Below are 26,512 nucleotides of genomic sequence, written 5' to 3'. Positions count from 1 at the left end.
CTCTCAACGTGAGTGATGGTCAGTGCGGTGCTACCGCCGTGGTGGGCACCGGTGTCGGTGTCGCGTCAGCCAACAGCGGGATCGCGTCGATCTGGGCAACAAACCAGGTGCCGCCCACCGAACGCAGCGTCAGGGAATAAGACAGCGATACGAGGGTGTAATCGGATCGGCGCGCCGAAACATCGATGTGCGTGGCTAATTCGTTGTTATCGGAGGGAGCATCGGGTGGAGTGTTGTCGGCCTGAGCAGCAGTCACTGTGGCCGAGGAGTACGACCCTACGGCTGTGATGCCCGAGTCGGTGGTGATAAACCGTTCCAGTCCACCCGAGGTGGTTAAAAACGACGTCGCAAACCCAGACAGCATCGTAAAAAGTGGGCTGTTGGCAGCGATTGGTGCTGAATAGCCCAGCGGCACATAGGCTCCCGGAGGCGGCATATCGACTCTGCTGATCCGATCAAGAGCCTGAATGCCCATATCCCGGTATACCGCCACCGGCAGCTGGTAGAAAGCCGTCGTCGGCGGCGCCGACGGGTAGGGCAGTTCGTCGATTTGAACCTTCACGCTATAGAGCACGATGTCGTTGGAAGAGGTCTTGCGCTTAGATGCCCACGCCGCCGGGTTCGACACCGTCATCGACGATGTCGTGGGCAACTCGTACTTTTGTCCCCCGGGAAAGCAGCGTGTCAAATTCGAAGCACCCGAGGTGGTTCCGACAAGTAGCCCTTTCACGCAATTCACGGCGAAAGCCTTCACGGGATCGGTCTCGTTGATCACGTCGCGGGCCACCGCCGCCACTGGTGCTGGTTCAGGGGGAAAGACAAACCCCCACAGCAGGGCGATACCGTTGATGGACGAACTGGCCACAAGAATCACAAGAGCGACCCGGCCGGCGCTGTGGCCCAGCACCGTGATGCGCTTCTTCCATACGTTGCTGATTCTCACCACATCGTCCTCATGTCGCCTGGTGCCCAATGACTTTGATGCTCGACACCGCGAAGGTTCCATCACTGGGATCGGTGTCGTGTCCCGACCCAAAGCCGGTCGGGTCAGGCCCGTTGGTCGGTTCCGGGCCGGTGGCCGGGGTGGGCCCACCCAGGATTCCGCCGAACGGTCCGCCGTCTGGGGCCGACACGCTGGGCTGGGGGGCTGCGACCGGACGGCTGGTGTGCCGAATGATCACAGTGATTTTTGAGGCGCTGATCCCGGGAATCAGTTTGACCGCTTCGCCGTGAGCATTGCCGGTGTCCTGGTCGACGACCGTGTGCGCAGTGTCATTGAACTGCCACTGCAGCAACGTGACCACCCGATGCTGTAGCCATGGGTCACCGCCGGACCCCTGGGCCGCAGCAGTATCCCCCGGCACGATACTGACCGCCGTGATCACGTAAGCGCGTTCGATTCCGGCGGGCCCGAGCGTGATATAGAGCGGTTGTCCATCCGTATGCCGCACGCAGATCCACGGCGATGGCTTGTCGGGATCGGCAATCGATTTCGCCGAAGTTGAGGCGCCCGCCGGGCAGTCGGCTGAGGCGGTAAACGGCAGTGGGTGATCGCCGCCATCAGCAGGAGTCGGCGCTGGTGCTGCCGCCATTGTCGGTGCGGGGCCCGATTTGACTGCGTGCTGGCGCAGACTCGGCGAAGGGTTGTCGGGACCTGAGAGTGTGACGCCCAGCGTGGTTATCACCGTTGCCAACAACACGACGCCAGCGAACGCGCCGAGTACCCACGGCGTAAATCGGCGCGTACGCCGCTCCGCCTCGTGATCTAAATCAGCGTCGGCACCGGGGCTTTCGTTTTCTGCCGAGTCGGTGTGGTCGTCGCCGTCGGAAACGAACGCACCCGCAAAGGCGTCGGCACTTTGATCCTCGCCGAAGGGTGCGGCGTCGTTGTCGCTGATCGCGCCATCATCATCGGGATGCTCGTCGGCTGACTCCCCGGCCGCGCCGCTGTCGAGGGTGTCTTGGTCGTGTTCTGCATCGGCGTCGAGATTCACCCCAATCTGACGCAGCCATTGCTGATCAGAAACCGAGCTCACGGCCGCCGCCGCCCCGAACGGTGCCCGCTAGCCCGGCGCGGCGTGAATTTGCGCCGGTGATGGTAGGTGGCCGGCAAACGCTGCACACGCGGCAATGCCGTCGCCGAAACCTTGACATAGCCGTCGTCGCGGTCAGAGGCCAAGCCGGTGTCCTCACCGCGCACCACATACATGCGTTCGCGATGAGCAATTACCGGCGGCAGCGGTGTGGATGGCGCCGCCTGCGGTGGGCCTTGGGGAGCGGTCCGGCTCCAGTCCTGCTTAAGACGCTCCTCGTCGGCCGCCCCTCGGGCGCGGTGTGCGCCTATTAGCTTGGCCGCTCCCCACAAGCACGCCGCCGCGACCAGCAACGGAGCGAGTTTGATGAGCAGTTCGACGATCGCCAACACGATCGCGGCGATGACTGTCATCAGCACTGCGGCCGTCGCCACAAGCCCCTTCATCGCGGTGTCCCTTCGTCGTCTCGGCGCCGCTAAATCGGGTGGGCGCCTATGCACGCAACCGTAAGCGGTAATAGGCAAGGTTGTCCACATGGTTAGACGATAATGGTTGCGTTTAGGTAGTTTTGTGGGCGTGATTGCACCTAATGATGGGCCAGCGCGACTCGACTACTTCGTCTCTGAACGGCTGGCGGTCCTGCACATGTCCCGTGTCGAACTGGCCCGCCGCGGCGGACCCAACCGCTCGACACTGCACAAATCCAGTAACGGCTCACGCACCATGTCGCTGGCCACGCTGGCCCGACTCGATGAGGCGCTCGGGTGGGCCCACGGGTCGTCAAGGGCGATCCTTGACGGCGGGGTCCCAGCCACACCACCGCCCCAAGACACCCACGTACACACCGTTTTGCACGCCGTCGAAGGCCTCGTCGAGCAATGCCACTCAATCTTGGCCGACGCCCGTCAGCTGCTCACCGAACTCCTGACAAGCCGGGACCCGGCCGAGCATGCCCGCTGACATTTTCGACGACCAACGCCGAGCATGGATAGCCGCACACGCTGGGATATTTGTCTTCCAAAAGCGTCGCGCCGAGCTGCTCGCCAAAAAGATTCGCGCTCGCACACGCAGCCATGTTGGTGCCCGACCCGACCCACACGACGACGTCGTCGCCCTGCCACTACCGATGCGCTCCGCCACCTCAGCCAGCGGATCATTTGAAGTCGCACTGGTGCTAACCTGTGCGGCCATCGCGCCGCTGGGCTGGTTGGCCGGCAAACTCGCCTACGGACTAATCGTCACGCTCATCCCCGAGCGGCTCCGCGCTTACCCGATACCGGCACTGCTCTGGGGCGCCGCGCTCGCAGCGCTGCCCTTGCCGTTCTATAACCCCTCCCCTAGTCTCTGGGGCGAGCTGATCATCCCCTGGCTTCTAACACAACTGCCCGCAACCCTGCTCACCGCAGCCGTCTGCGGGGTCCTCGAAGGCTGGCTAGCCGTGGAAGGATCCAGCGACTGGTGGCCACTGACACCCCAAGCTGTCGAGGTTGACGACGACCTCATTCTCGGGCCGACGCTGCCCATCACCACCGTCTTAGATCCACTCCCCGAACCGGGCTCCGCCCGCCGCATACCGCCATCCCTGCACGCGCGCCGGCGAACCCCACCACCTATCCACTGGGTCCCCATCCTTGGCGGGACTGCGGTCATCGCAGCGATCTCCATCTGGTGTCTCATTTGCGCAATCAGCGTCCTGTTCGGCTCCACCAACCAGCACCTCGACACGGTCAGCTCCCGGTCAACCTCGATGCAGCTATTCGCGAACTGAGTTCGCTGCTCGGGGCCAACTCTGGCGCGCTGATGCCTACACCGCTTTGCAAAAATTGGGGTGTGAGCGGGGGGTGGCGGCACAGATACGGTTCAAGGTATGGATCGGGGTACGACCGTAGACGCAGTTGTGCATCGGGTGTTAGCCGCGCTCGAGCGAGCTGGCCAGGTTTGTGACACGCCGCCGGGTTCGCAGTCGCTCGAGGCGATGCGGCAACAGATCATTGCCATGCTCAGCGATCCGCCGTGGTATCTCAACACCTCGGCCGGGCAAGTGCTGTTCTTGAAGATCCTGCGTCAAATCGCCTCAGACGCAAGCGATATCGTGAAAAACACGCGTCAGGACCCAGGGTCATGTGAGGGCAACATTCGTCGGTAGGTCCGCAGCTGGAGTGCTACTGCGGACACGGCCAGCGTCGAGAAACGCTTGATCGCGTCGACAGCAAATTAGTTGCAGCACAGGCAGATTACACGGTGCAGCTACCCGGAGCTGCCCAGCGGTCGCACTTGGGAAGCTGGACGCGAGCACCGAGACCAATGCGTCAGTCATAGATTGCGCCCGTCGCGGCAACCGCCCGTCAACCCCACTGCGCCTTTTTGATTCGCCGCTGAACCGCCTGGTCGAACAGAGCCAGGAACTCGGTCCAGTCTGGAATATGAACTCGCTCGCCAGCCGTGCCGCGCTGCAACAGCTGGGCTTCTTCCCGGCTTTGGGGAAGCAGTTCCTGCCAACCGATCGCCTGGCCGAATTGCGACGATTGGCCCCGACTCCCCCCTGTGGGCTCATAGGCTTCGGTACGTCGGGTTGTCTCTCCCAGCCAATGTGAGGCCTGTTCGAGCAAATGGCGCTCGTGAGCTCCATACATGATCAGCGTGCCCGGAAACATCTCCCGCAGCGCTTCAGCGTACTTGGACCCAAATACAACGTCGAAATGCGCCGACGCCTGCACCGTCGCCAAGATGTTGACACCCAGTCCCGCTGACTCCCCCACGTAGGTCAACAGATCCGGCAACGGACATGAGTTACATACCTCGTCGAGTTCCAGCAGCAGCGGATGCGTCAGTTGATGATTGGCCATCTTGCGGCGGAAATGACGCACGATGGAATCGATCAGAGCCACCGCGGCTCCGGCGACCGAGCCGGTGTTCGGGGCGATCACAAACAATGTGGCGTCCGGCTCATCAAGCATGTGGACGTCGAATGACTCCACAGCGACACGTTCGACCGCGCTCAAGTACGGTGCTCCCTCGTCGGCGCTCAAACCCAAGCGCAGCCACGGTGTTACGGCCTTGGACACCGTGATCTTGATGCTGTCACGCAGCCGGGAATCCATCCCGGCGATAACAGAATACAGCGGGGCCGCGAGTTTCGGTTGTTCGCAAAGCCCGTAAGCGGTCAGCCACGACGGGCGTCCGAGCTCGGGGATGGGTTGGTCGCCGCCGGTTTCGTCGATACCGAAATCCTGCACGGCATCGAGCACCCAGGGCATTCCCAAACTGTTGCCCTGCGGGCTGGCCGCGTACAGCAGGCATGCCAACGGCGGTGCGGCCTGACTTTCCCAAAGCCCGCCCGCAGCAACAGCGTTGCCGCCCGATGCGCCACTGAAACCCACGCCCGAGGTCGCGAGCATGGTCTCAGCAACGGTCAGTGCTTCATGGGCGCTGGCGATCGTGCGGGTCGGGTCGGTGACCATACGCCTAACCCCGGCCGGCCATACCTCAGTGTGCTCAGGCCGCAGATCAATCACACCGGTAATCCCGATATTGCGTCGTGTTAGAACAAGCTCTGCCAGGTCGGGTTTCGACGACACCAAAACTTCCGGCCCAGGATGCACGAGCGCCGCCGGGGCCAAAATCCTGCGTGTTTTACCCGTACGTGTTGGTGCGCTTACCAGAATGTGAGGTGCTGTCTCCGCACGCACGGCAACGTTTTGGCGATTGTAGGTGAGGCCGCAGTACGGGGTGTACGGTTCGTTGACCACTACGTCATCATGGGCGCCACTGGCCGCGAACGTCTATCAAAGCAGCGACATTCGCGATCGCCGGACGTAGGTCACTGCGGCGGAAGCTTCGGGTTTACACCGCCGCTGCCGAGTGGAGCGCCGTCGCCAGTATCCGGTTCACCGTTGTGTGGTGCAGCTTGAGTTCCTCTGAGATTTCACCCGGCTTTTGCCCGTCAGCGTGGCGGCGCAGCACAGCGTCAATGATTTCTGCAGGCTGCTTGGTTCTTTTCGATGCCATCACTGTGCGTACGGCGTGTTCATGACGCTCTCGCGGGGGCACAGCGGCGTCCACTCTTGGAACCGATGACAGCGACCGGTCCGGCTCGACCGCCACCATGGCCCTATCACGCTCACCTGCTGAGGACCCAGCGACTGGCAGAGGTGTCGCCGACAGGGACACCGGGACGTCCTCCTCGACGAGGGCCGGCGGCGCCTCGGCGCGGCTGTGTAGGAGCCGGGTCAGGGCTACCAGCGCAACGGTGGCCTGCGCGGTCGTGACGTCAATGATCAGCGGCCACAACCATGCCAAGCTTGGGCGGATACCGCACCGGATAGCCAAGCTGCACAACGCATCAAATGACAGGCGAAACGCACCGGCCCCCAGTAACAGCGTCATGATCACCGCCGCCCAGAACGTCAAGGTGGGCCGGCGGTGCACCTTGATGAGCAGCGAGAGCCCTTCCGTGGACCCGAGCAATACCAGAGGTGGGGCCGTGGCCACCGCGGCCGCCAGCGCCGGGGCGACGTGATCGGCCTGCACGATCGCGTGTAACGCGTTGCCAGCGATCGAGGCCGCGCTTGCTCCTATCAACACCACCCAAAAGAAACGCACTGCGCGCCGGTGGGTTTTCGGATCGGTATCGGCGGGAGTGCTGCGGGCGCTATCGCAAGCCATACCCGCAATCGTGCACTCCCACCCCGGTATTCGTCTACCAAAGTCAGCCACATTGGGAGGATCGATTACCGCAGATAAGCATCCTCGTTGCGGAATGTCACAGACCTCAACGTGGTGCGAAAACGCTGTGTTTTCACGGTGATTCGCTCGCCCCGCTGTTCGATACGGATATCGGGTGCAGCGCTGGCGGGCACATCGCCGACCGTGATCGATGTGCGCGCGGGTGGGTAGTTGTTGACGCGACCATTGTGTACCACCATCGTCGGAGGACGTGGCGGCTGGGCTGTGACGTCGCGCGTCGTCCAGATCCGTGGGGAAGCAGACGTCATTGTCCAACGCCCAGTGGGGTCGTAAACGGCGACCTGTTCGCCTGCTGCGGCCGCCCGGCGAATCAGCCGTTTCACCGCCTGGTCATCATCGGCGTGCAGAGCAATTCGGGTGGGGGCCGCGGGATCTGATATCGGCATCAACAGCATAGCGTCTCGCAGTTCACCCAGCAGAACACCCGATGCGCCGGCTACGACAGCTGTGTTGAGTTCGGTAGTTACTGGCGTTGATGGCAACCTCAGCCGCCTGCACCCAGGCAAGGTCAGCGCCAACGCTTCCCACTGTCGGCCCGCCATCGGGTTGAGCACCAGCCGCGGCGAGCTGGCAAGCGGTTGCACGGTGGTCAACCGGACGAGGGCTGAAGCCCGCACGCCGGCAGGATCGCTGCGCAACGCGATCACCAGGGTCGTGTGGTCGCTCTGGTAGGCCCACACGTCGTCGAGTTGAGCAGAGCGCACGTCACTGGCGCTGAAGAAATACGCTGTGACATAGGCCTTCCCGCCGCGCTGCAGATTCGTCCAGCGGTCCTGGTAAGAAGCTGTCGCGTTTTCGGGCCCACCCAGGCTGGCCGCTACCGCGTCGTTCATCTGCGCTGCGGTCAAAAGCCTTGCACGACAGTTTGTTTGGCACAGCGCTCTGGTGATGCGCTGAGAAGCCGCCACCGCCGCGCCGATCGTGTCTCGCCGCCACAGCAGTCCAGGCAGAATGCGGTCGCTGCGCGTATCGAAGCGGACTACCAACGTCACGCTACGCTGACCGGCCGCCGGCAGCCCCCGTAGCGCCGCTTCATACAGTTCGGCATAGTTGTCTCTGGCTGTGCGGCTGCCCTCGCAGATGATGTCGACATCAACACTCAACCCGCAGCGCTGCATCTCTTGTGCGATTACGCTAATCGGCACGGTATTAAGTGTTTTGGTGTGGTCGGCGTGCAATAGGGTGGGGATGTAAGGCTTGCCCAGCACAGTGATCATCGTGGACACGGTGTGCCCGTCGATCACAACACCGACTGTGTGCTCGTTGAGGGTGACATCGACCGGTTGAGGCAGCTGGAGTCTGCGCACCCGGCGGCGCGTCCAGGACATGGCCCGCCACGCCCACTGCCACACGGTGCGCTCCCGGAAGGTCAGCACACAGATCACCAGTCCGGTCGCGGCGCCGCTGGCGACGGCGATCGGCCACGAATCCAGCGTGGCGCTCAGTGCCAGCGCAACCAGACCTGCGACCACTTCGCCGGTGACCACGGCGCGGGGTGCGATACGGGCCGAGACAAACCGTTGCTTCATCAGATTCGCTCCCTGCGACGCGAGACGGTCAGGCCCACAGCAAGTCCCAATACGCTGACGACGGCGAGACCGGTGATGGCCATCGCGACCCAGCCCGGACGTGCGTCGCGTGGCGGGGGCGGGGCCGGCACTTTCAACTGGGCGCGCTGAACCCCGGGGGCAAACGTCTCACCCGGCGGCACATCCCAGGTCAGCGCCGCAACGGGGTCCACAGTTCCATAACCGACCACGTTGTCACGTCCACCAGCGGGAGGGTGCGCGGTGGCCTCTAACCGGTGGATCACTTGATGGGCTGTCAGGTTGGGAAATTTGGCCCGCACCAAAGCCGCCACTCCCCCGACGAACGCCGAGCTAAACGAGCTACCAGCGATAGGGTGCAGCTTGTCGTCATCGACTGAACCGTTGATCACCTGCCCGCTCGTCGACAGCCCCACGATGTCGGCTCCCGGCGCAGCCAGTCCTACCCACGGGCCGTGCAATGAGGCGGCGTCGCCGCTGGCGGGAACGCCGGTCGAATCGGTGGCCGACACCGCCAACGCGTAGTCGCTAAACCATGCTGGGGTGGCGATCGTTTTGACTGACGACCACCCCCGAGTGGGATCACCCGGTAATGGGTCCGGGTTTTGCCCATTGCAGCCCTGGGCATGAACGTTGCCCGCCGCGGTCACGATCACCACGTCGCGGTCAACCGCGGCATAGTGGACCGCGTCGGCCAAGGCGCTTTGATCCTGGGGCTTGGCTGTCGAGATGCACGACACCACACTGATGTTGATCACTTTGACGCCCAGATTCGCCGCGTGCACGATCGCGCGAGCCAACGAATTGATGTCACCGGCGCGGCGAACATCCTCGGGGTTGTCGACCACGCCGGGATCAACCAGGCCGAAAGTCTGCGCGGTCTGGCGAATCGACAGCAGCACCGCGTCTGGGGCGATGCCGATCAGCCCGTCTGGACCACCACCGGGCGACGGTTCCAGCGGCGCCGGCCCGCGAGCGTGGCCGAGAGTAACCGGAGACGGCGGCATACCCACCCATGATGGCTCGTCGGGCGGCGGCGGCGGCGGCGGTGGTGGCGGCGGCGGCGCCACCGTTTGGGTCACCGTGACCGTCGGCGGAGGCGGTGGCGGTGGAATCGCGCGCGGCGGCGGAGCCCCGGCCGGCGGGGCCGCAGGCGCCGCCCACGCCGGCTTGGGGACCAGTGCGAGCCCTGAAGGCGCCGCCCCAATCAGTGAAGCCACTACTGTGCCGTGCCCGTCGCAATCCGATAAGCCGTCGCCAAACGGGCCCATGACATAGTCCCCGCCAGAAACTAGGTGCGGCAGCCGAGGTTGTGCAGCCACGCCGGTATCGATAACCCCGACGACCACGCCAACACCGGTGGATTCTTTCCACGCTTCTGGCATGTTCATCAGCTGCAGCGCCGCGGGCAACTCACGCAAATCACTGCCGGGCAACACGCCGGTTGTTGTGCACGCCGCGATCTGGCGCATCGGCTGATCCGGCCCGGGTGCGGGATCGGGCGGGGGTGGCCCAGGCGGCACCACCGGGGGATCAATCGCGCCGGCCACGCCGCCAGATACGGCAACCAGTGCTGCGGCGAGCCCGATCGCGCCCAGCGTACTCACGGCTTTAATCATCAGCCGTGGACCGCATTTCGTACCACCCACAGCAGATTCAGCAGCCAGATCGCCCATGGCACAACGAAAATCAGCAGAATGTACTCGCTGACTTCGACGGCGCGGTTTACCGGTGCGCTGATCCGCGCATTGGGCACCACCAGCGCTCCAAGCAGGCCCGCCCCGGCCAACATTAGCGCTGCGCCAACACATATCAGGGTGACAACCGGCGAAGCCGGGTTGGGAGCGCTTGCGTATCGTCCGATCACCACCGCTACCGCGACGACCGCACCAACGGCCAGCATCACCGATTGATTGCGATCAACAAACGAGCGCGCCCGGAGCAGAAAGATTGCGCAAATCCCCAACGTGAATGCCAAAAACCGCCACCCGCCGCCAGTTTCGGGCATCACTGCATAGCGCGCGGCCGCCACCAACACCACAGCGCCGCCAGCCAGCAGACCCGTCACGATGGCGGTGCCGCGCCGAGCCCACGTCGCGATCTGCTCAACGGTTTCATTGCCCGGACGCTCCACCGGCGACACCGTGTTTAGGGCAGCGCCTTCTCGAGTCTCAAACACCCCCCGGTTAGTGACCGAAGGAAACCATGGCCCGGGCACTCCGGCCCCCACGATCCCGATGCTGGTTGCAAACGTCACTAGCACCAGGTCCGCTACCAAGAAGACGACCGCCAGATGCGCTGGCAGCACTCGCCAACCGCTGGCGTGGATCGCCGCCACCGCGCCCGCAGATAACCCGACCACAGCCATCCCCGCAAACACAGTCAGATAGCGGCCGGTCAGCATCGTCAATGCCGCCACGCCGGCCAACACGGTGGCCGTCGCGGCCACCACATGCCAGCCACCGGGTGGTCCCGGCACCGACATCGCCGCGCCTGCACCGGCGCAAATCAGCGCCGACCACACCAGGAAGTCCGCCGATCGGCGTCGCTGCTCATCTCGTGCCCGCGTCGCCGCCCTCGCCGACACCAAGAAAACGGCGGCTAATCCCCACGACACCGCCGCGGGCAGCCAGCCGTGCTGTTGCCACCACAACTGCGCCAACATCACCTCGGCCCACGCGACCAGCGCTGCGAAAAGCCCCCCGGCTACCCGACGCGCGACCGTGACATCGACTGTGGCGAACTGCTGGCGTGCTGAACGAGCCAGCGCCGTCGACACCTCCTCAATGACAGGTGCGAAGCGTTCGGTGGCGTCAGTAGGCAAGAGACACAACAAGTCCCCGTCGTAGACACGGCTGTCATCAAGGGATCGCTGCGGATCGAGCGGAGTGGCGTCTGCACGGCACAGTTGAAAGGTCAACGTGTCATCAAGAGGTGCCCGCCCGCGATCTTTGAGAATCGCATTGACCCGCGGGATGAGGTCCTCGATCACCGCAATCAACGCCACCCCAGCAGGCAGGACGTAATCGATGAGCGTGTCATCCCCGACCAGCAAATGAACCTTGCACAGCCGAGGGACTTCCGGCGCCTGTTGTGCGGAATTGGCGGTGGTCATCGGGCATCGGCCGCTGTCGAGAACCCTGCCGCCAATGCGGCGGCGGTCTTAAGCACCGCCCTGGCGGTCTTAGGGTTGACCCTTCGAAGGTCCAACTCGCCCGCCGAGGCGATGTGGGGGTCAAAGGGTACCTCGATAATGCGATCGTTTTTGACCCAGCTCCCGAAATGCTCCCTGAGTGTGGCGACCAGTTTGGCCGCCTCCTTACGATCCTTCCGATTGCGCGCCGGGCGAATGTGGTTGATCACCAACACTGTTCGCGACAGCAACTGGTGATAGCCTTCGTCGCGCAACCACTCGAAATTGGTGCTCGCGCCTTCGGCGCCGTCCGGGACGGCCGAGGCCACCATCAACACCGCATCGGCGCGCTCGAACACACCCTTCATCACCTCGTGTTCGAGATCGACACCGCAGTCAACGAAAAGCACACTGTAGAACCGTTGTAGACGCATATGGCCCTTGCTGAACTCATCAGCGGTCAACCCCTCCCCGCGAGCGCCTCCATGGCGCGGGGAAGCCACAACGTCTAAACCAACTTGGTTGTGGCCCGTCAAGGCCCCAACATCGGCGTAGCGATGAAGATTAAGGTCGTCGTTAATCGCACGCAGCGATGACGCCTTGGGATCCACCCGAGCCGCCAAATTTGCGGCCTGTGCCGGATCGGCGTCGACAGCGACCACTTGGTCGTTACGATTGCGTGCAAACTCACTGGCGGTCGCGACAGTCATCGCGGTCTTGCCCGAACCGCCCTTGCCACCAAGCACCACGACGGTATAAGTGCCACGCAAATTGGCCCCGATCGCAGCCTTGAGGCCACGCACTGTGCGCTCGTCGCTGGACTCACCGACGTTAATCAGCCCACCAGAAACCTTGAGCAACGCCCTGCGCCACCCCTTGGATGGCGCCTCCTTGTGTGGGGCAATCAAGTCCGTGGCGCGCAGGTGCTCTCGCAGCGCGTCCGAAGACCGTGGCGTGCCCGCGGTGCGAGGCGACGGTTGGGGTGTTGGCGCACGCCAACCATGTTCTTCTGCCGGCGGATACGGACGCGCAACCTGGCTGGGATCTGCGTGACCGGCTGGCTGCGGTGCGCCGTGACGCCCACCGAGCGCCGCCTCCGACACTCCCTGCGGTGGGCGGCCCAATTGACTTGAGGAACCGTAGCTTTCGCTGGGCGTCCCCTGCTGATGGGGACCGGCCTGCTGCGCCCACGGAGGTGGCGGAGGGGTGTCTTGGCCCTGGGGTGCCAAGGTGCCCTCCGGGGGCGAAAACCGCGGCGGCTGCCAACCCGGGGCTTGTTGGGGCGCCGAAGACGGCGCCGGCGTCGCATCCTGGGCGGGGAGCCCAAGAGCGGCCTCCGGGGGTGAAAACCGCGGCCGCCCATCATCGCTCGTCGGTTCGCCGCTGTTGTTGGGATGGCTGGGCTCAACTGCGCCTGGCGCGGGCTGCGTCTCGGGCGGCGGACCTGCCGCCAGGCCATTGAAAAAGTCGCGTTCCTCACGCTCATGCGGACTTGTCATACCGTGTCCCCTCGTCACCAGACGTATTCGAATTTCGCTTAGCGCCACATAATTTGGCCACAGCGCGACAGTAACAACCACGGTTTTCATCCGTCTACAACGGACACCATATTCGCCTGTATCGAAATTTTATGTCCGCTGATGAGTCGCCCAGCCGCGTCCCGAGGGCAAAGTTTCGAGCAGCTCGACCACAGCCGTGTGGATTGCGTGATCGGCGCCGGGCAGCAGTGTGGTCCATTGCCTGCCGTCAGGACCAACGCTGTTGCTGACAACGACGCGGCCGATCAAGGTGTCAGCCACGGTCACCGCCATCGGCGCCCGCGCCGGGCCACTGATAGAGAATTCGGCCGCGCCGATAACCGCGCGGGTGGTGCCCCGGTCGGCGACCGCTTCGACTAGCCGCGCCTGGGGAACTGAAAGTCCAACCTCTACGAGGCCCGCGATGATGTCGATGGCGGGGTTGGCCTGCCAGGCCGACAGAACTGTATTGAGTACCGCTGCTTCGCTATTGATGCCGTGGAATTGGGCCGGGTCGGCCGGCCCTATCGTGTCGACGACGACGTGCGCGATCTCGGTCCCACCCAGCGGGGTGACCACAACCTCATCGCTGGTGTCTTGGCCCGGGCGCCAGAGCCGCGCGGCGGCCACCCACGCGTTATCGCGCCGGCACAATGTCACAACTCGCTGGGGAGGCCGCTGGGCGTACCACCGTGCCAGCGCCTCGGCGGCCTCAATCGCGTCCTCCGGGGCGGTGAAGACCGCTGGTGGGCCTTCAAGCCGCTCCGGTCGGATCTCGGGGCGGGTAATCGTCACGTCAATCTCGACGTCGGGACGCCCCAAGGCCCGCACCCAAGAGGCCACGCTGGGGTCAACCTCGCCGCCCTGACAAATCCCCGCGTTTTCGAGCACCTCCATCCCGGGGTGAGCCGCGATGGTGGCCTGCACCGCCCCAATGGGCCGGATCTTGAGGGCAGGTGGCAATTGAGCCACACCGCAAAGCGCGGCTGTCAACCACAAACCTTCCGACGTGGTCGACAGCCGCGCTGCAACCGCGGTTCCGGTCTCGGTCACAAGCCCCGGAAACCAGCCTGGACCGCGTGGTCGGTGCCCAGCGCATTCGTCGACGCGTGCCCCTGGGCCTGTCCATGGCGCTCGATCGTGGTGAACACCGCCTGGAACGCCTGATCGATCTCGTGCATGGCGACCTGGGCAGCGTCAGAACCATGCTGCGTCCAGACTGTGGCGACCTGGTTGATTGTTCCCATGGCCCGGGTACGCAGATCGTTCATGTGAGCGACCAGCTGCGCCTGGGCCGACACGTGATCGGCGATCATGGCGTGGTCGTAACGCATTGAATCCATAACCATTCTCCTCTGAAAGTCGTTCGATGTCTGAAAGATTGGCCGCGGTCAGGTCGACTGGATGGAGCCCAGCGCCGCGCGGTTCTGCGCGTTCGTTTCTTGGTACTGGTGCGCCGAGCGCTTCATTATGTCGATGACGCTCTGAAACCGCTGGCTGACCTGTTGGCCGGTCCGGTTGATGTCCTCGGTGGTGGCCATGGAGGCCAGCGCCGCATCACCACTAAACCCAGTACCGGTGAGGTTCTGGTTCATGGTGACATAACGGCCCAACGCCGACAGCACCTCTTGTTGAATGTTCGACAATTGACTTGCGCCCGAAAGCATCTGGGCGACATCGGCGTTCAACGCCATGATGGTGTATCTCCTTCACTAGCAAGTGGTTACCGCTGGTTCGATCAGTTCAGCAATGACCCGGGCCCCTGCCGGGAGTTATCCTCCCTGCCCGACGTGGACCACGCCCTCAGACGTGAGCACCGGCGCCGCATGCGCGGAGGCCGGTAGCGTGATCGTCTTATCCTGCTCGCTGACATCGGCATATTCACTGCCGCGTCCGGAGCGCCCCGTTGCCGCCATGGGTCCATACATTCCGGGCGCCATGGCTCCTCTGCCCGCTGCCGCGCCGCTTCGCAGTCCCGCAGCCGGTTGCTCGTCTGTTTCAGCGCCATCAGCCACGTCGGCCCACCAGCCGCCCGGCACGCCCACAGGCCCACCTAGCCCGCCAGCAGACGGTTTCGTCAACGCCGCGGCAACCGCTGACGCGCCCCCGGCGAAGCCGCCGTTGGCGCCACTTAGTCCCGACCACGGTGCACTGGCTGCGCTGAATCCCGGTGCTCCCCCGGCTGGGGGCCCACCCAATCCACCGGACATTCCACCGGTCAGCGCCGACAACGGGCCCATCAGGCCGCTTAGTTGGCCACTGGCACTCGACGGGAGCTGCCCCAGTGACTCCAGTGGTGAACTGAGCGAACTCATCATTTCGGTTGGCGCCTGGGTGAGTTGGCCGAGCAACGACTGTCCAGACTCTTCCAGGGGCGGCTGACCGCCTTGACCCGCCTGCAACGGTGGAGCTTTTCCCTGCGGCGCGTTACTCGTGACGCCCTGGCCGGTGCCCGTCGTTGCGGGCACGCCCTGCCCCGCGGTCGTGCCGGTGGTCGCTGGCTGCGGTGCCGGGGTTTGCCCACCAGTGGGCGACCCTGCGGCCTGCACGCCTGCTCCCGTGCCGTTGAACACGCCGCTCGAGATCCCAGTGGCCACGCCTGTGCTGATCCCACTGCCAGCCGACACCACTCCCCCACCGGCGCTAATGCCCGACCCTAAGGCCTGCACGCCAGCACCAACCCCGTCGCCGACCAACCCTGCCAAGCCGGCCGTCGCCCCCAGCGGATTGCTCATATCAGGCAACGTCGGCAAGGGAACGGTCAGCGCGCTCACGACAGGGGCCATAGCGCCCAAGTAGCCGACCATGGCCCCGGCGTTCTGCGACCAATACTCCCCATATTCAGCATTCGCCTCGGCGATCGCTGGGGTGTTGATCCCCATGAAATTTGTTGATTCCAAAGTGGCCTCGCGGACCCGGTTGGCCACCACCACTTCATGAGGAATGGTCGCGGACACGGCCGCGCTGTACGCAGTCAACCCAGTTTGGATGGTGGCCGCCGCAGTCTCTGCATGCAGCCCGGCGGTCTGCTGCCAGGCCGCCATCGGCGTGGCACTATCGAGCATCCCCATTCCGCCAGAGCCCTGGAAAACCGGCGCGGTCGCGATCGCGGTCACCGACTGCTGCATCCCTTGCTCGAAGTGCGTGGCCGCAGCAGCCGTGTAGGCGGTGATCTGTGGGACGTGCGCCGTTGGACCCGCGCCCATCCTGGTCAACCGAAATGCGTTGATCTCTGGTGGGATACCCCAGTACATCAGTGCACCGCCGCGCTACAGCGACAGCAGCGCCTTGCCGACCGCATCCATAGCGGTGTAGGTGGCCGCCGACGTAGCCACGGTGGCTGCGAACGCCTCCCGCTGAGCCACACCTAGAGCACCTGCCGCCAAGAACTGCGCGCCGTGCGCGGCGATAGCTTGAGCGAACATTGCCGACACTTCCTCGCCGCCCATCGGCAGCACAGCGCCCATCGCTGGTGCCCCAGCGGCAAGAGTGGCCGCCGTGGTCGCCCCGCCTGCGCCCTCTGATGCTGCCTGCGCCGCCAGCGCCGGCGCCTCAATGAACATCATTGCAATCCCACCCCTGTCCACATATCCCATTCGCCCCACGAGCAATAAAGCCGCCGTTTGATGCGACGATAACCGCCCCCAGGGACACCGGCAACCAAACCTCCGACATTCCACACAAGGCAACACCCCCTGTTTCCCGACACCCTCTACGGCGCCGCTCACCTGGCGAAATACCGCCACGCATCACCGAGCGACAAAGGCCCATGCCGACGCATGAATCGGTCCAGATCGACCGCTTAATCAGCTACTGAACCGCCCAGCACGAACTGCGCAGCCGCACGCGCACGCTCCTCGATGGTTTTCAGCCGCAGAATCGACTGCTCGGCAGCACCGGCGGCCGACCGCGCCTCCTCGGCAATCTCGGTGAGCCGCGCTGCGACGAGCTGGGCCGAGCGAGTCACCGGCGCGCGTGGACCCGGTAGGGGTTGGCCGGCCAACAAGGCCGCACACGTCCCGGCCTCCCAGCCCAGCGCCGAGCCGATCCTATCCAGCGTGGCCGCACGAGACGGGACCATGCCATGGTTGATCAGCCGCGAGATCGTAGGCCGCGCCACGCGCGCCAGGCGTGCCAGATCATGTTTGGACAACCCCTGTTCTAAGCGGGCTTGTTCCACCGCGTGGACGAGCAGCCACGCGGGGTCATCCTCGCTCAATGGGCGCTCGCCGGGAACGCGATCTGCACCGGCGCCACCATCCGGTCAGTGACGTACAGGCCACGACCGGGGTCAGCTGGCACGGCTTTCGTTTTGCCGACGATCGGCCCTTCATCAGGGTCGCCGTCCATTACCACGACAGGTGCTTTGGCCTTGAGCAACTCCCCGATTATCGGATTGGTCAGCGTGCGGCCCCACTGAGCGATCCGCCGCGACACGACCAGGTGCAGGCCGACCTCTTTACCCCGCGCAATAAACCGCGCCAGCGGGCCCAACGGGTATCCGGTTCCTGCCACGAACCCACCAGTGTCCCAACTAGCAAGGGTCTCTTCACGATCGATGAAGACAAAGATCTCTGGCCCGCTCCAACGCCGCGTCCCCGCAGCCAACTCCGCCTGGCTTAGGTCTGTCATCGGCATACGTTCAGTCAGGATCGCCCCCAGGCTGTCACCCAAGGCACGCACCTGGTCCTCCCGGAAAACGTAGGCGCCCAAATGTTCACCTTCGACCACGCGCAGCAACTCATTATGAGGGTCCACCACATAGATCTGGGCCTGCTCGGGCCCGTACACCCGCATCACAGCTTGGGCCACCGTGGCCAACCCGCTCGACAATCCACATTCAGGCCGACCGGTAAGCAGCAGATGCGGGGTCGCAGCGAAGTTCGCGACCGCCGGCTCCAAACCGATTTCTGAAATCCCGAACGGCACGACACCACTCCAGTCGACCCCACCCGGCCCATGCTCACGCTGCTCCCATTGCGCGAAGACCTCGTCGATACCGACGATTTTGGGCAGCATCCGTACCCGCGCGGCCGCACTGTCAGGTCCAGCGAGCCGCTGAATTGGCTCAACGGCTGCTGCCACGTCGGCGCGCCGCCCTTGCACGGTTATCTCCGGTAACCCGGCCTGAAAATGGTACCCCTCCATCGTCGTGCCGCGGCCCCTGATCTTGACCACGTTGACCTGCTCGACCTCACCGCCAGTGTCGTCCTCTTCGTCGAGGAACATCTTCTGCTCCCCGAAGGGAACGTCGCGCGCGACCTTCACATTGTTGACCGTCATGTCATCGTTGTCACCGAGCTTGAGCTCCACGTTGCTGGTGAAATTCTTGGTCATTCCTGACGGGAATTTGTTGGCCACCCAGCCACTGGTCGACACAATGGCGTGCACCCCAACATCGGGTCCTTTAGCCAAGATTCGTTCCACGTCAGAAACCAACAGCTCCCAGTTCTTCACAAACGTTGGCCAGCCATCGATCACCAAAAACACATCGCCGAACGAGTCTTGAGGCACCTCACCTGGCACGCCGCCAAATTTGCGTTCACGCAGCTTGGTTAGCGTCAGACCTAGCTTGGTGAACGCCTGCTCGCGCTGATCGATCAGCGCCAGCATCTCGGCGATGATTCGTTTGACCTGCTCGGGGTCCACCTCGCGTGCGAAACCACCGACGTGCGGCAAACCAGCTACCAGGTTGAGGTCCGGCCCGCTGAGTGCGATGACGTAGAACTGAAGCCGCCGAGGATGATACAACAAAGCGGCACCCGAGATCATCGTCGCGATGGCCACCGTCTTACCCGATTGCCCCATACCAATGACCGCGCAGTTACCTTCGGCCAGATTGGGCGCATAGACAAGCTGGCGGTGGTCGCGCGGCCTGTCTTCGATCCCGACCGGAAACATCAGCCTCGAGAGCTCGCTTTGGGCCGAGCCATAGTCGACATCCCACGGTTGGCCCCGCAACCGCCGCACCAGCTCATCAGCAGGGACCGGCTGCAGCGGCGGCAGCCACATCGCTTGCAGTGGAGGAAGATTCAGCCGATTCAAGCAATCCACCGTTGCCTGCACCTGTTTGACGGTGCGGCCATCGGCGCCAATGATGGCGCGTGGTTCCGGGATTTTGGTCTGCTCGCCCTCGCCGTCGCGGGCCATCTGCAGAGCAGGCATACCGACCGCCTGGAACTCTTGTGGCTCAAGGTAACCGGCTTCCTGCCTGGCCGCAGCAGCTGCTGCCCGTTGGGGCGGTACATAGCTCTTGAGCACGAACGCCGTCTGAAACCTCGTCAGGTTCTTGTTGGCACCTACCTTCAAAAGCCCAGCCCCAGCAGGTTTTTTGGGCAGATGATTGGCCTCATCGCTACCCAACACCTCGTGGGAATCGGTGTCGCCGACAGTTCGCAGCGCCACCCGCACCGGGATGTTACTCATGATGCCGCCCTGCATCTGGTGGCCCAGCCGCTGCGACCCCATCACGAGGCGAAGCCCCTGCGAGCGGCCCTGGCGGCCGACCTCGTCCATGACCGCTTTGGCTCCGTCATGTTCAGCGAACATCTGCGTGAACTCATCGACAATCAGCAGCAGGTGCGGCATCGGCCGCAACTTCTCCTTCTTGTGAATGCGCAAATACTCATATTCAGCGATGTCACTGACCCCAGCCCGGTCAAGCCAAGACTTGCGGCGCTCCATCTCGCCGTAGAGGACATCTTCCATCCTCACAATCCACAGGCGATCGTTACGCAAGTTGCTCATCGCCGCGACGCAGTGCGGGAATCCCGCCACCAAATGCGCCAACGCACTACCCTTAAAGTCAAACACCGCGACCTTCAACGAGTCTGGCGAATGCGTCAAACACGCCGACGTAATCAACGCCGTCAAAAACACCGATTTACCACTCCCAGTCGTGCCGACGACGACGACGTGATGGCCCATCCCCTCGAACTCGTGAGTCTCCTTCAAGTCGAGGGCCACGGGCTGTCCATTGCGTGGATCAATACCGATCGGGAACCGCATCCACTCCCGACCCCACTGCAATTCGCCCTCGTCGTCTTGCAGCGGCGGACCCAGCCGCGTCGCCGCCCAGGCCTCCTCCACATCGATATCGCCCGGATCAGCGTGGCCGAGAATCTCATACAGATCCACGACCTTCGATGCGGCGGCAGTCGAACTTTGCGTTACCCGCGAATCTGCATGGTATCTAGCCATTTTGCGCGCAAACGCGACCGCGGACGCCGTGTCCAGCGTATCGGGGAGCGCGAAAAACCCCTCCTCGTCATATGCCCCGTCGCGCTTGACATGCAATGTGAACTCAGTTGTCATCCGCCGCGCCCTCCTTGACCACTACACGCACAAAGGTCACGCCCGCGACCCCCCCAACGCCCCTGCGATTCAACGTGTCCCATTCACTATCCACACGGAGCTGGTCGTTGATCACAAGCCAATGCGGACGTACCCCGTCCGCGGCGCCAGGGTCCCCGTAATTCTTTCGAGCGCCATGCAATTCGTGACCAACCGCCGCATCCATCGCCGTCGGCGACGTCCACACCATTCGCAACGGCCCGCCACTATCAAAGAGCTTGTCGTGTTGGCAATGCGGCAACCACTTGACCCAATCCCATCGTGCTGGTTCGTCGGTGACGACCATGACTTTCAAGTCCTGCGGTGAATGGAAGCAGGCCGCCTGACAAATCATCGCCCGCACCACACCGTGGACTGTGTCCGGACCATCCTCACCCACCAACGTCATCAGCGGAATCACCTTGAGCGACAGCGGTTTAGCGATCCCACTAATCTTGGACTGCTCCAACAAAAACTTGCGCAGCGCGTCATAGCAGACTGGCTCATAATCGGCCGACTCCCCCAACCGAGGCTTAGCCAGCTTCTTCGCCAAATCCGAAGTACCGGTTCCGAAACGGACAAAACCAAAGTGCATCGCCAAGTCCTCAGCAGAACCCGATCGCTCCCACATCCGCGGCGACCCGACCAACCCACGCAGCATCGCCGGTTCGGGATGCAAGAACTGGTAATTGGCGAACTGACGCTCGGCGTCACTTTGAATCACATCACGTGTCTGGTCGAGCTCGTCCATGTAGGCACGGCGCTCTTCTTCCAACGCCTGCGGAGACAACGCCTTATCACCGCCACCAAAACGGCCCTGCATAAACACCCCGGCGAACGACACAATCATCATCACCGGCACAAACAACGAAAACAAACTCATCGGCCCCGAGCGCAGCCCCGGTTGAGTCAAGATCATGGCCATCATGCCCAAAAACGCCGCGCCCATGACTGCAGGCAAAATGATCTGCGCCTTCGTCATCGGCAACCGGCGCGGCGCGATCGGAGAATCGCGTACCGACTGCATGCCGCCATCAACTTTGGGCGCCCTCAGCCGCCGAGACGGGCTGAAACGAATCGTCGACAACCTTCTCCCCCTCCTATCCGCCGGCCCGTACGTTGGTCTTCGTCGGCAACACAGCCACCGCGTCCGACGGGCTATGCACCGTCAACGCGGCCGCCCGCGACAACTCCGGTCCCGCAGGCCACACCTGCAGCATCGACCACGGCGCCGGACGAACCTGAGATAACACCAGCCCCAACGCCTGCACGCTATTGTCGTCAAACGGCACACCATAGCGCGACCCGGTGGAGCTAGTCAGCCACATCGTCTCGCGCGCAGGCGAATCCAATGCCTGACCAGTAGTGCTAACAAACGTCGATGCACCATCACCGACCAAGACCTGATTCGCTTGCACCCCGCCATTGCCGGCACCCACCAACGGCACCATCTTCGCCCGCTGATCCGCGCGGATGGGCAACCCCCGACCCGAAATCACCGCGAGCCGCGCCTGACGCTCGCTCACACTCCACTGCCACGCCACACACGAAACCGGCCGACTGCCCGCATCAACCAGGCGCACAGGCGACCGCGGATAATAATCCACATCAAGAACATGACGCAGCGGAATATGCGCCAAATGATCCGGCGATATCTGCGGCGGCGTGGCTAAACCAAACGAATCATGCTGGCGCAGCATCGAAGCCACCACAGGCGAGACCTCTTGAACCCCATCTGCCAGCACCACATAAAAGCGGTCCGACTGTGCAGCCACATCCCGGCTCGCCACCACCGCACCGACAACAACCCCCGCCCCCAAATCCACCTGACCGGGCCCACCGGCGCCAGGCACCGCGGGAACAGCCAGCGGTCCCCCCGCCGGCAACGCGTCAAAAAGGGCCCGCGACATCCCCGTCGCCTGCGCCCCGGGCGCAATCCCCAGGGGCCCGGCGACCGCGGACTGAGACAGATCAATCGGCATCCGAACACCATTAGTCACCAGGTGTACCTGCGGCCCATAAGACAACAACAAGGCCTCGCTGCCGGCGAGCTCTCCCGCCGCCTCCCCGAGCAACAACTGCCCATTGATGCCCGTCACCAACGGCGAACCACCAACCGTCGTCGGCGCCGTGTCGCACACAGCCCAGCGCGAAACCTGCGGAGACACCACCGCCGGTGTCTCCACCGGAGCGCCCTGGATCCCCACCGTCGGCCCTTTGGGCCACTTCGCAATCTCCCCCGATGCCACAAACGTCGGCCGATCCGGCGACCCAGCAATCAGCTGCGCCGACACCAGATTCAACGCCGGATACAGTCGCTTGTCGACCACCACAAACAACGCCCCCGACGAACGATCAGCAACGATCTTCGACGAGTCGTCGATCACCCCCGCCGGGCGAAACCACCCGTACACGAACGCCCCCACCACGAGCACCACACCCAACACCGCCGACAACATCAACAGCGTGCGGTGCCAGCGAACCGGATTGATCTCCATGCTCACCGAACGGCGCAGCAACGCAAACGACAAGCGTCGCCGAACAAAGAAATGACCCGAAACCTGCGTCTTAGACGCCAACTTCAACGGCACACCGGCACCGTACCGCCCCCCGCTACACCCCCGCTACCAGCACGTCCAAATTGAATGAAAACCCAGAACACCGCAGTGGCGCCAGATCGCTACAGGTACCGGGCTTTCAGGACCTTGACCGCCAGCGATCGGAGTCCGCCCCAAAAGCGAAGTCGCCCTACCCATCAGGATCGCAGCTCACTCCTGGCCGCCGACCATCTCCTCGAGTTCGGCCATCGACTTAGTAAGGCTCGCCAGCCCGGGACGACGGCCCTATCCCGTGCGACGGCCGCCATGAGGCGGCGCGCATTCTCACGCGAACCTAGCAGGTACACCGTTTCGCGCCCCGAATCGTCGTCATCGGCGTACATGGGCCCGTCCGTAACCGTGACTGGCAAGCTGAATCTGTGGTAGGTCGTCCTCGCACCATTTAACGCAACCTGCGTCGGCGCCACCAGCCGGAGTACCCTCACGACAACTGTCCTGCTCAGAGTAGGATAAATGGTATGGCGAAAGCCAAAGTGTCCGTAATGATTGAAGAGGCCGTGCTGGCGGCGGCCGATGCGGACGCCCAGGCGGCCGGGCTGAATCGTTCAGAGATGATCGAACGAGCCCTGCACAACGAGCATCTCCGAATCTCGCTCGAGAACTACACAACACACACTGTGCCAACGCTCGACATCGACGCCTACGCGGAGAAGGTCTATCAGGCGAACCGGGCCGCTGGCCTGTGATCACACCCGGAGACATCACGCCAGGCCGCGACACCAACCAGGAACTGTACGTTGTCGTACTATCTAACACGATTCACCTCGCAGCCGCCACCGGCCAGGTGATCATCTGCCCCTTCATTCCCGGTGAAATCCCCAGCAGCACAATGGCTATGATCGTCACAGTGCTGCAACCCAAAGGGGTTGTCTTACCGGAGCTCATCCAGTGGCTTCCTGTCGCGGCCCTCGACCAACCCATCGGCAATATCGGCGGCATCGCGCTCGCTGACACGACCACGACCGCCGTCACCGCGCTCATTTCCTGACCCTCAACGTACTATCCCCGATCGCAACTTGCCCCCAATCCGATAAGAATGTCCCCGAGATTGCGTGAGAACAGACACCAATTTCTCGGGCAACCCTGCGCGCGTGGCCGCGGCGGTGGATGGATGGGTGCTTCCAGCGAATACCGCTTATTTCGTCACTGTGACGACTCGGCGTCTCTCCTCCAACGATCCGGCCATCACCTCGATCGCCAAATCGAGGCCCAGCTACCACGTACTTATAAGGCGTGCTCCTATAACGGTTTTCGCCAGCGCTCGGCGGTCAATCCTGATCACTGCATCCCACGTCGCACGCCGCGGCACCTCACGCTACGCCGCAGCCGAGCTCGGATTCGACCACGCGCCATAACAATTCAAATTTGGTGCCAAAATCTCCATGGGTAGGCCGTCGCCGCAGCGTAGACCATATCCGCTACGTCGACCGGTCGCCGCTCCCAACCCTGCAGCAACTCCATCGTGCGTGCGGTGACCCACTGCGCCTGATAACGCTCGCGATCTCCTGTGGAGGCCTCCGGCCGAGGCCGGTTCGCGCTGAGGTTCACGTAGTACACGGTTGAGGCGATCCGGTACTGGTTCCATACCTCCTCCGAGATGTGGTCGCCGGTGCCCAGCACATCCCACATCTGCCGCAGATCGAGCGTCATCTCCCCCGACATCTTCACAGCTTCGATCATCTGCACAGCCAGCGGCACAACGACCTGATTTTCAACCATGCGCGTCTCAGGTTCAGTGGAGGTCGTCTGCTGAACCCGGGCATACACCTCCGGGTGCAACGCTTCGAGACGATGCATATGCATATCGTCGAGAATCGGGCGGATGTAAGCACCGTCATCGAATTCGCGTTGACAAACCGCGTATTCGACCCCTGGCACCCGACCGTAGGGGCTGTCCGCGGTTACTGCCATGGCAACCAGATGCGTTCCGCCGCGGCCGCGCAGCCGTGCATATTCGGCTAGCACCTCGGCAGGATCGGATGACCCGAACCAGCCTTCCCGAAATTGGTTGTCTACCAACTTATCTGCCGTCAACAGACGGGCAGTACGTGGCAAGAACACTCCCCGCGGAATGTAACCAAAGCCTTCGTTGGACATCACCACGCACTCGGTGGCCCCGCCAGCCTCGCGGCGAAATACGCCCACGGCCCACTCAATGCACGCGTAATTAACAATGTCGCTGTCACGACGGAGCTTGCGCGCCAACACTTTTGCGGTTGCCAGTTCGGCTGACTCCGGTCGTCCACGGTTGCGGGCGCCAGCTCCGGCGCTGACAACACTTGCCGGCACAACCACCGCCCCACCCGATCCGACCGTCGATCCAGCTGCCGGCCCGGTTGTCGGCGCGGAGCCACCCGGTGTGGCCGTGTTGCCAGCAGGGGCGACGGGGGCTGCAGCACTTGCGCCACCCGCAGCTACGGGGGCCGCGGGAGCGCCCATACCCGGGGGCGGAAGCATCATCGCCGCCGGTGCAGCACTCGTCGGCCCGCCAGACGTGGCAAGCCCCGGCGCTGCGGGGCTGACTGCCGGAGGGGTCGCACCTGCTCCTGTCAACCCGGCCGAAGGAACGCCCGCACCCGAAGTCAGCCCTGCCGCTGGAGTTGCGGCTGCTTGCCCTGCGGCCGGCGTTCCAGTGCCGGTCGCAGGCGGCAGCGACCCCAACGCCGATCCGGCTGAAAGTCCTTGGGAGAACGCCGGTCCCAACTGTGCCGGTGCCCCGGCTGCTGGTGCGGCATTAGCGGGCAGGTTCCCCAGCCCGGCAGCCTGAGTACCGGGCAGCTGCCCCATACCGCCGGGCAGCCCGCCCAAGCCCCCACCAGAGCCCAGGCCTCCCATGCCACCCCCACCGGGCATCGATCCAAGTCCCCCCGTCATCGACGTCAACCCCGGCGGGAAACCAACAGACTGAATCCCGCTGCCACCACCACCCGGCATCGGCATCTGCCCGGCACCCGGATAAGGGCTCCCCATCACCGCAGGAGTGGATCCTGGTCCCGTCGTCGCCGGCTCGCCGTCCTCGCCCTTCGCTGCACCACTGTGGCGCGGCGTGTGCCCATTACCTATTCCCTGCGGATTGCCAGTGCCGTTGGGGTTCGCGGGGTCGCCGTTGTCATCACCTAGTCCGGAGCCCTCTTTGCCTGTGGGTACGGCTATTCCGCCTCCGCCGCTATGGGGCAAGACGGGGTCTTGAGGTGCCGGACCGCCTAGGCGTGAGGTAAGAGCCGTGATATCGGTGCCTGCAGTGTGCTCGAAAACTCCGGCCTTGGCTGTAGCGGCTCCTACCGCGCTGGTCGTCAGGGCTCGGGCGTGCGTGTGCCAGCGCGCCGCGATCTCCTGCTGTTGTATCGCGTTCTTGGCCTGCGACAGTTCAGCATTGGCTTTCATCAAGACGTTCCGTTGGGCGGTTTGCGCGTCGCGGTAAACGCCAGCGACTCCGTTGAAATAATCTGCCGCCGCGTTGTATATCTCGACCATCCGGCCGTAGTCTGCGGCCAATTGGCGATTCTTTTCGTGCCCAGCTTCCCAACCGGGCGATTGTGCGGCCTCTTCGCGCATCGCATTGGCGGCTTTGAGCTGCTGCTGCAGC

24 protein-coding genes and 1 pseudogene are annotated in these 26,512 nt (G+C 63.6%); 5 read left to right on the top strand and 20 right to left on the bottom strand.

The genetic code is table 11. The features are described 5' to 3' along the window. Positions 1-19: 19 nt before the first annotated feature. The 3 genes from G6N48_RS23300 to G6N48_RS23290 are packed head-to-tail and all read right to left on the bottom strand — an operon-like array spanning position 20 to position 2,479. On the bottom strand, positions 20-943 hold the full coding sequence (locus tag G6N48_RS23300) for a conjugal transfer protein (protein ID WP_073877513.1): 924 nt from the start codon (positions 941-943) through the stop codon (positions 20-22). Positions 944-953: 10 nt separating this feature from the next. Continuing rightward, positions 954-2,036 carry a hypothetical protein gene (locus G6N48_RS23295; RefSeq protein WP_046182038.1) on the bottom strand — a complete coding sequence of 361 codons (1,083 nt, stop codon included), beginning with the start codon at positions 2,034-2,036 and terminating at the stop codon, positions 954-956. After that, a complete protein-coding gene (locus tag G6N48_RS23290) occupies positions 2,033-2,479 on the bottom strand; it encodes a hypothetical protein (protein WP_007172165.1) in 447 nt (148 codons plus the stop codon). Before G6N48_RS23290 ends, G6N48_RS23295 begins: the two co-directional genes overlap by 4 nt. A gap of 199 nt (positions 2,480-2,678) precedes the next feature. Between G6N48_RS23290 and G6N48_RS23285 the strand changes: the two genes are divergently transcribed. From G6N48_RS23285 to G6N48_RS23275, 3 genes are all read left to right on the top strand, one after another. Further along, positions 2,679-2,993 (top strand): helix-turn-helix domain-containing protein, encoded by a 315-nt coding sequence (locus G6N48_RS23285; RefSeq protein WP_042910682.1) that lies wholly within the window; start codon positions 2,679-2,681, stop codon positions 2,991-2,993. Beyond that, positions 2,983-3,801, top strand: coding sequence for a hypothetical protein (locus G6N48_RS23280; protein WP_007172163.1), 819 nt, complete (start codon positions 2,983-2,985; stop codon positions 3,799-3,801). Before G6N48_RS23285 ends, G6N48_RS23280 begins: the two co-directional genes overlap by 11 nt. A gap of 99 nt (positions 3,802-3,900) precedes the next feature. Continuing rightward, positions 3,901-4,179, top strand: coding sequence for a hypothetical protein (locus G6N48_RS23275; RefSeq protein WP_007172162.1), 279 nt, complete (start codon positions 3,901-3,903; stop codon positions 4,177-4,179). 199 nt (positions 4,180-4,378) lie between these two features. Here G6N48_RS23275 and G6N48_RS23270 read toward each other — a convergent pair whose 3' ends face one another. The 16 genes and pseudogenes from G6N48_RS23270 to G6N48_RS28370 form a co-directional block, all read right to left on the bottom strand. Next, entirely contained in the window at positions 4,379-5,782 is a 1,404-nt protein-coding gene (locus G6N48_RS23270) for a type IV secretory system conjugative DNA transfer family protein (protein WP_040624275.1), read from the bottom strand. Positions 5,783-5,876: 94 nt separating this feature from the next. Continuing rightward, on the bottom strand, positions 5,877-6,698 hold the full coding sequence (locus G6N48_RS23265; RefSeq protein WP_080691135.1) for a DUF2637 domain-containing protein: 822 nt from the start codon (positions 6,696-6,698) through the stop codon (positions 5,877-5,879). Between the two features lie 65 nt (positions 6,699-6,763). Beyond that, positions 6,764-8,308, bottom strand: a complete 1,545-nt coding sequence (gene eccE, locus G6N48_RS23260; RefSeq protein WP_007172159.1) for a type VII secretion protein EccE — start codon at positions 8,306-8,308, stop codon at positions 6,764-6,766. Continuing rightward, entirely contained in the window at positions 8,308-9,945 is a 1,638-nt protein-coding gene (locus G6N48_RS23255) for a S8 family serine peptidase (RefSeq protein ID WP_040624272.1), read from the bottom strand. Before G6N48_RS23255 ends, eccE begins: the two co-directional genes overlap by 1 nt. After that, positions 9,945-11,441 (bottom strand): type VII secretion integral membrane protein EccD, encoded by a 1,497-nt coding sequence (gene eccD / locus G6N48_RS23250; protein WP_007172157.1) that lies wholly within the window; start codon positions 11,439-11,441, stop codon positions 9,945-9,947. Before eccD ends, G6N48_RS23255 begins: the two co-directional genes overlap by 1 nt. Further along, positions 11,438-12,319, bottom strand: a complete 882-nt coding sequence (locus G6N48_RS23245; RefSeq protein ID WP_007172156.1) for a MinD/ParA family ATP-binding protein — start codon at positions 12,317-12,319, stop codon at positions 11,438-11,440. Before G6N48_RS23245 ends, eccD begins: the two co-directional genes overlap by 4 nt. Positions 12,320-13,087: 768 nt before the next feature. Next, the gene (locus G6N48_RS23240) at positions 13,088-14,029 is read right to left on the bottom strand and encodes an ESX secretion-associated protein EspG (RefSeq protein ID WP_007172155.1); all 942 of its coding nucleotides are present in this window, start codon (positions 14,027-14,029) and stop codon (positions 13,088-13,090) included. After that, the gene (locus G6N48_RS23235; protein WP_232060647.1) at positions 14,026-14,292 is read right to left on the bottom strand and encodes a hypothetical protein; all 267 of its coding nucleotides are present in this window, start codon (positions 14,290-14,292) and stop codon (positions 14,026-14,028) included. Before G6N48_RS23235 ends, G6N48_RS23240 begins: the two co-directional genes overlap by 4 nt. Positions 14,293-14,367: 75 nt before the next feature. Next, positions 14,368-14,670: a WXG100 family type VII secretion target gene (locus tag G6N48_RS23230; RefSeq protein ID WP_007172153.1), complete on the bottom strand. Its 303-nt coding sequence runs from the start codon at positions 14,668-14,670 to the stop codon at positions 14,368-14,370. 78 nt (positions 14,671-14,748) lie between these two features. Beyond that, on the bottom strand, positions 14,749-16,230 hold the full coding sequence (locus tag G6N48_RS23225) for a PPE family protein (protein WP_007172152.1): 1,482 nt from the start codon (positions 16,228-16,230) through the stop codon (positions 14,749-14,751). A 15-nt stretch (positions 16,231-16,245) separates the two neighbouring features. Then, positions 16,246-16,542: a PE domain-containing protein gene (locus G6N48_RS23220; protein ID WP_040624290.1), complete on the bottom strand. Its 297-nt coding sequence runs from the start codon at positions 16,540-16,542 to the stop codon at positions 16,246-16,248. 236 nt (positions 16,543-16,778) lie between these two features. Then, positions 16,779-17,195 carry a helix-turn-helix domain-containing protein gene (locus G6N48_RS23215; RefSeq protein ID WP_007172150.1) on the bottom strand — a complete coding sequence of 139 codons (417 nt, stop codon included), beginning with the start codon at positions 17,193-17,195 and terminating at the stop codon, positions 16,779-16,781. Further along, positions 17,192-20,290 carry a type VII secretion protein EccCb gene (gene eccCb / locus G6N48_RS23210; RefSeq protein ID WP_007172149.1) on the bottom strand — a complete coding sequence of 1,033 codons (3,099 nt, stop codon included), beginning with the start codon at positions 20,288-20,290 and terminating at the stop codon, positions 17,192-17,194. The genes G6N48_RS23215 and eccCb overlap by 4 nt, the downstream gene beginning before the upstream one ends. Continuing rightward, on the bottom strand, positions 20,280-21,290 hold the full coding sequence (locus G6N48_RS23205; RefSeq protein ID WP_070940599.1) for a hypothetical protein: 1,011 nt from the start codon (positions 21,288-21,290) through the stop codon (positions 20,280-20,282). Before G6N48_RS23205 ends, eccCb begins: the two co-directional genes overlap by 11 nt. A 118-nt stretch (positions 21,291-21,408) precedes the next feature. Further along, positions 21,409-22,899: a type VII secretion protein EccB gene (gene eccB / locus G6N48_RS23200; RefSeq protein ID WP_007172147.1), complete on the bottom strand. Its 1,491-nt coding sequence runs from the start codon at positions 22,897-22,899 to the stop codon at positions 21,409-21,411. A gap of 177 nt (positions 22,900-23,076) precedes the next feature. Further along, a pseudogene (locus G6N48_RS28370) lies at positions 23,077-23,249 on the bottom strand (type II toxin-antitoxin system prevent-host-death family antitoxin); the annotation flags it as partial. Positions 23,250-23,384: 135 nt separating this feature from the next. Between G6N48_RS28370 and G6N48_RS23195 the strand changes: the two are divergent. Beyond that, positions 23,385-23,612 (top strand): ribbon-helix-helix protein, CopG family, encoded by a 228-nt coding sequence (locus tag G6N48_RS23195; RefSeq protein ID WP_007172145.1) that lies wholly within the window; start codon positions 23,385-23,387, stop codon positions 23,610-23,612. Next, the gene (locus G6N48_RS23190; protein WP_007172144.1) at positions 23,609-23,914 is read left to right on the top strand and encodes a hypothetical protein; all 306 of its coding nucleotides are present in this window, start codon (positions 23,609-23,611) and stop codon (positions 23,912-23,914) included. Before G6N48_RS23195 ends, G6N48_RS23190 begins: the two co-directional genes overlap by 4 nt. Positions 23,915-24,285: 371 nt before the next feature. On the opposite strand, the gene G6N48_RS23185 is transcribed toward G6N48_RS23190, so the two are convergent. Further along, positions 24,286-25,221 (bottom strand): hypothetical protein, encoded by a 936-nt coding sequence (locus G6N48_RS23185; RefSeq protein WP_109413176.1) that lies wholly within the window; start codon positions 25,219-25,221, stop codon positions 24,286-24,288. Positions 25,222-26,512: the final 1,291 nt, after the last annotated feature.

This window comes from Mycobacterium parmense (assembly GCF_010730575.1).
Taxonomy (GTDB): domain Bacteria; phylum Actinomycetota; class Actinomycetes; order Mycobacteriales; family Mycobacteriaceae; genus Mycobacterium; species Mycobacterium parmense.
Note: the sequence above shows the minus strand (reverse complement) of the source record. Positions and strands in the feature narration are given on the sequence as shown.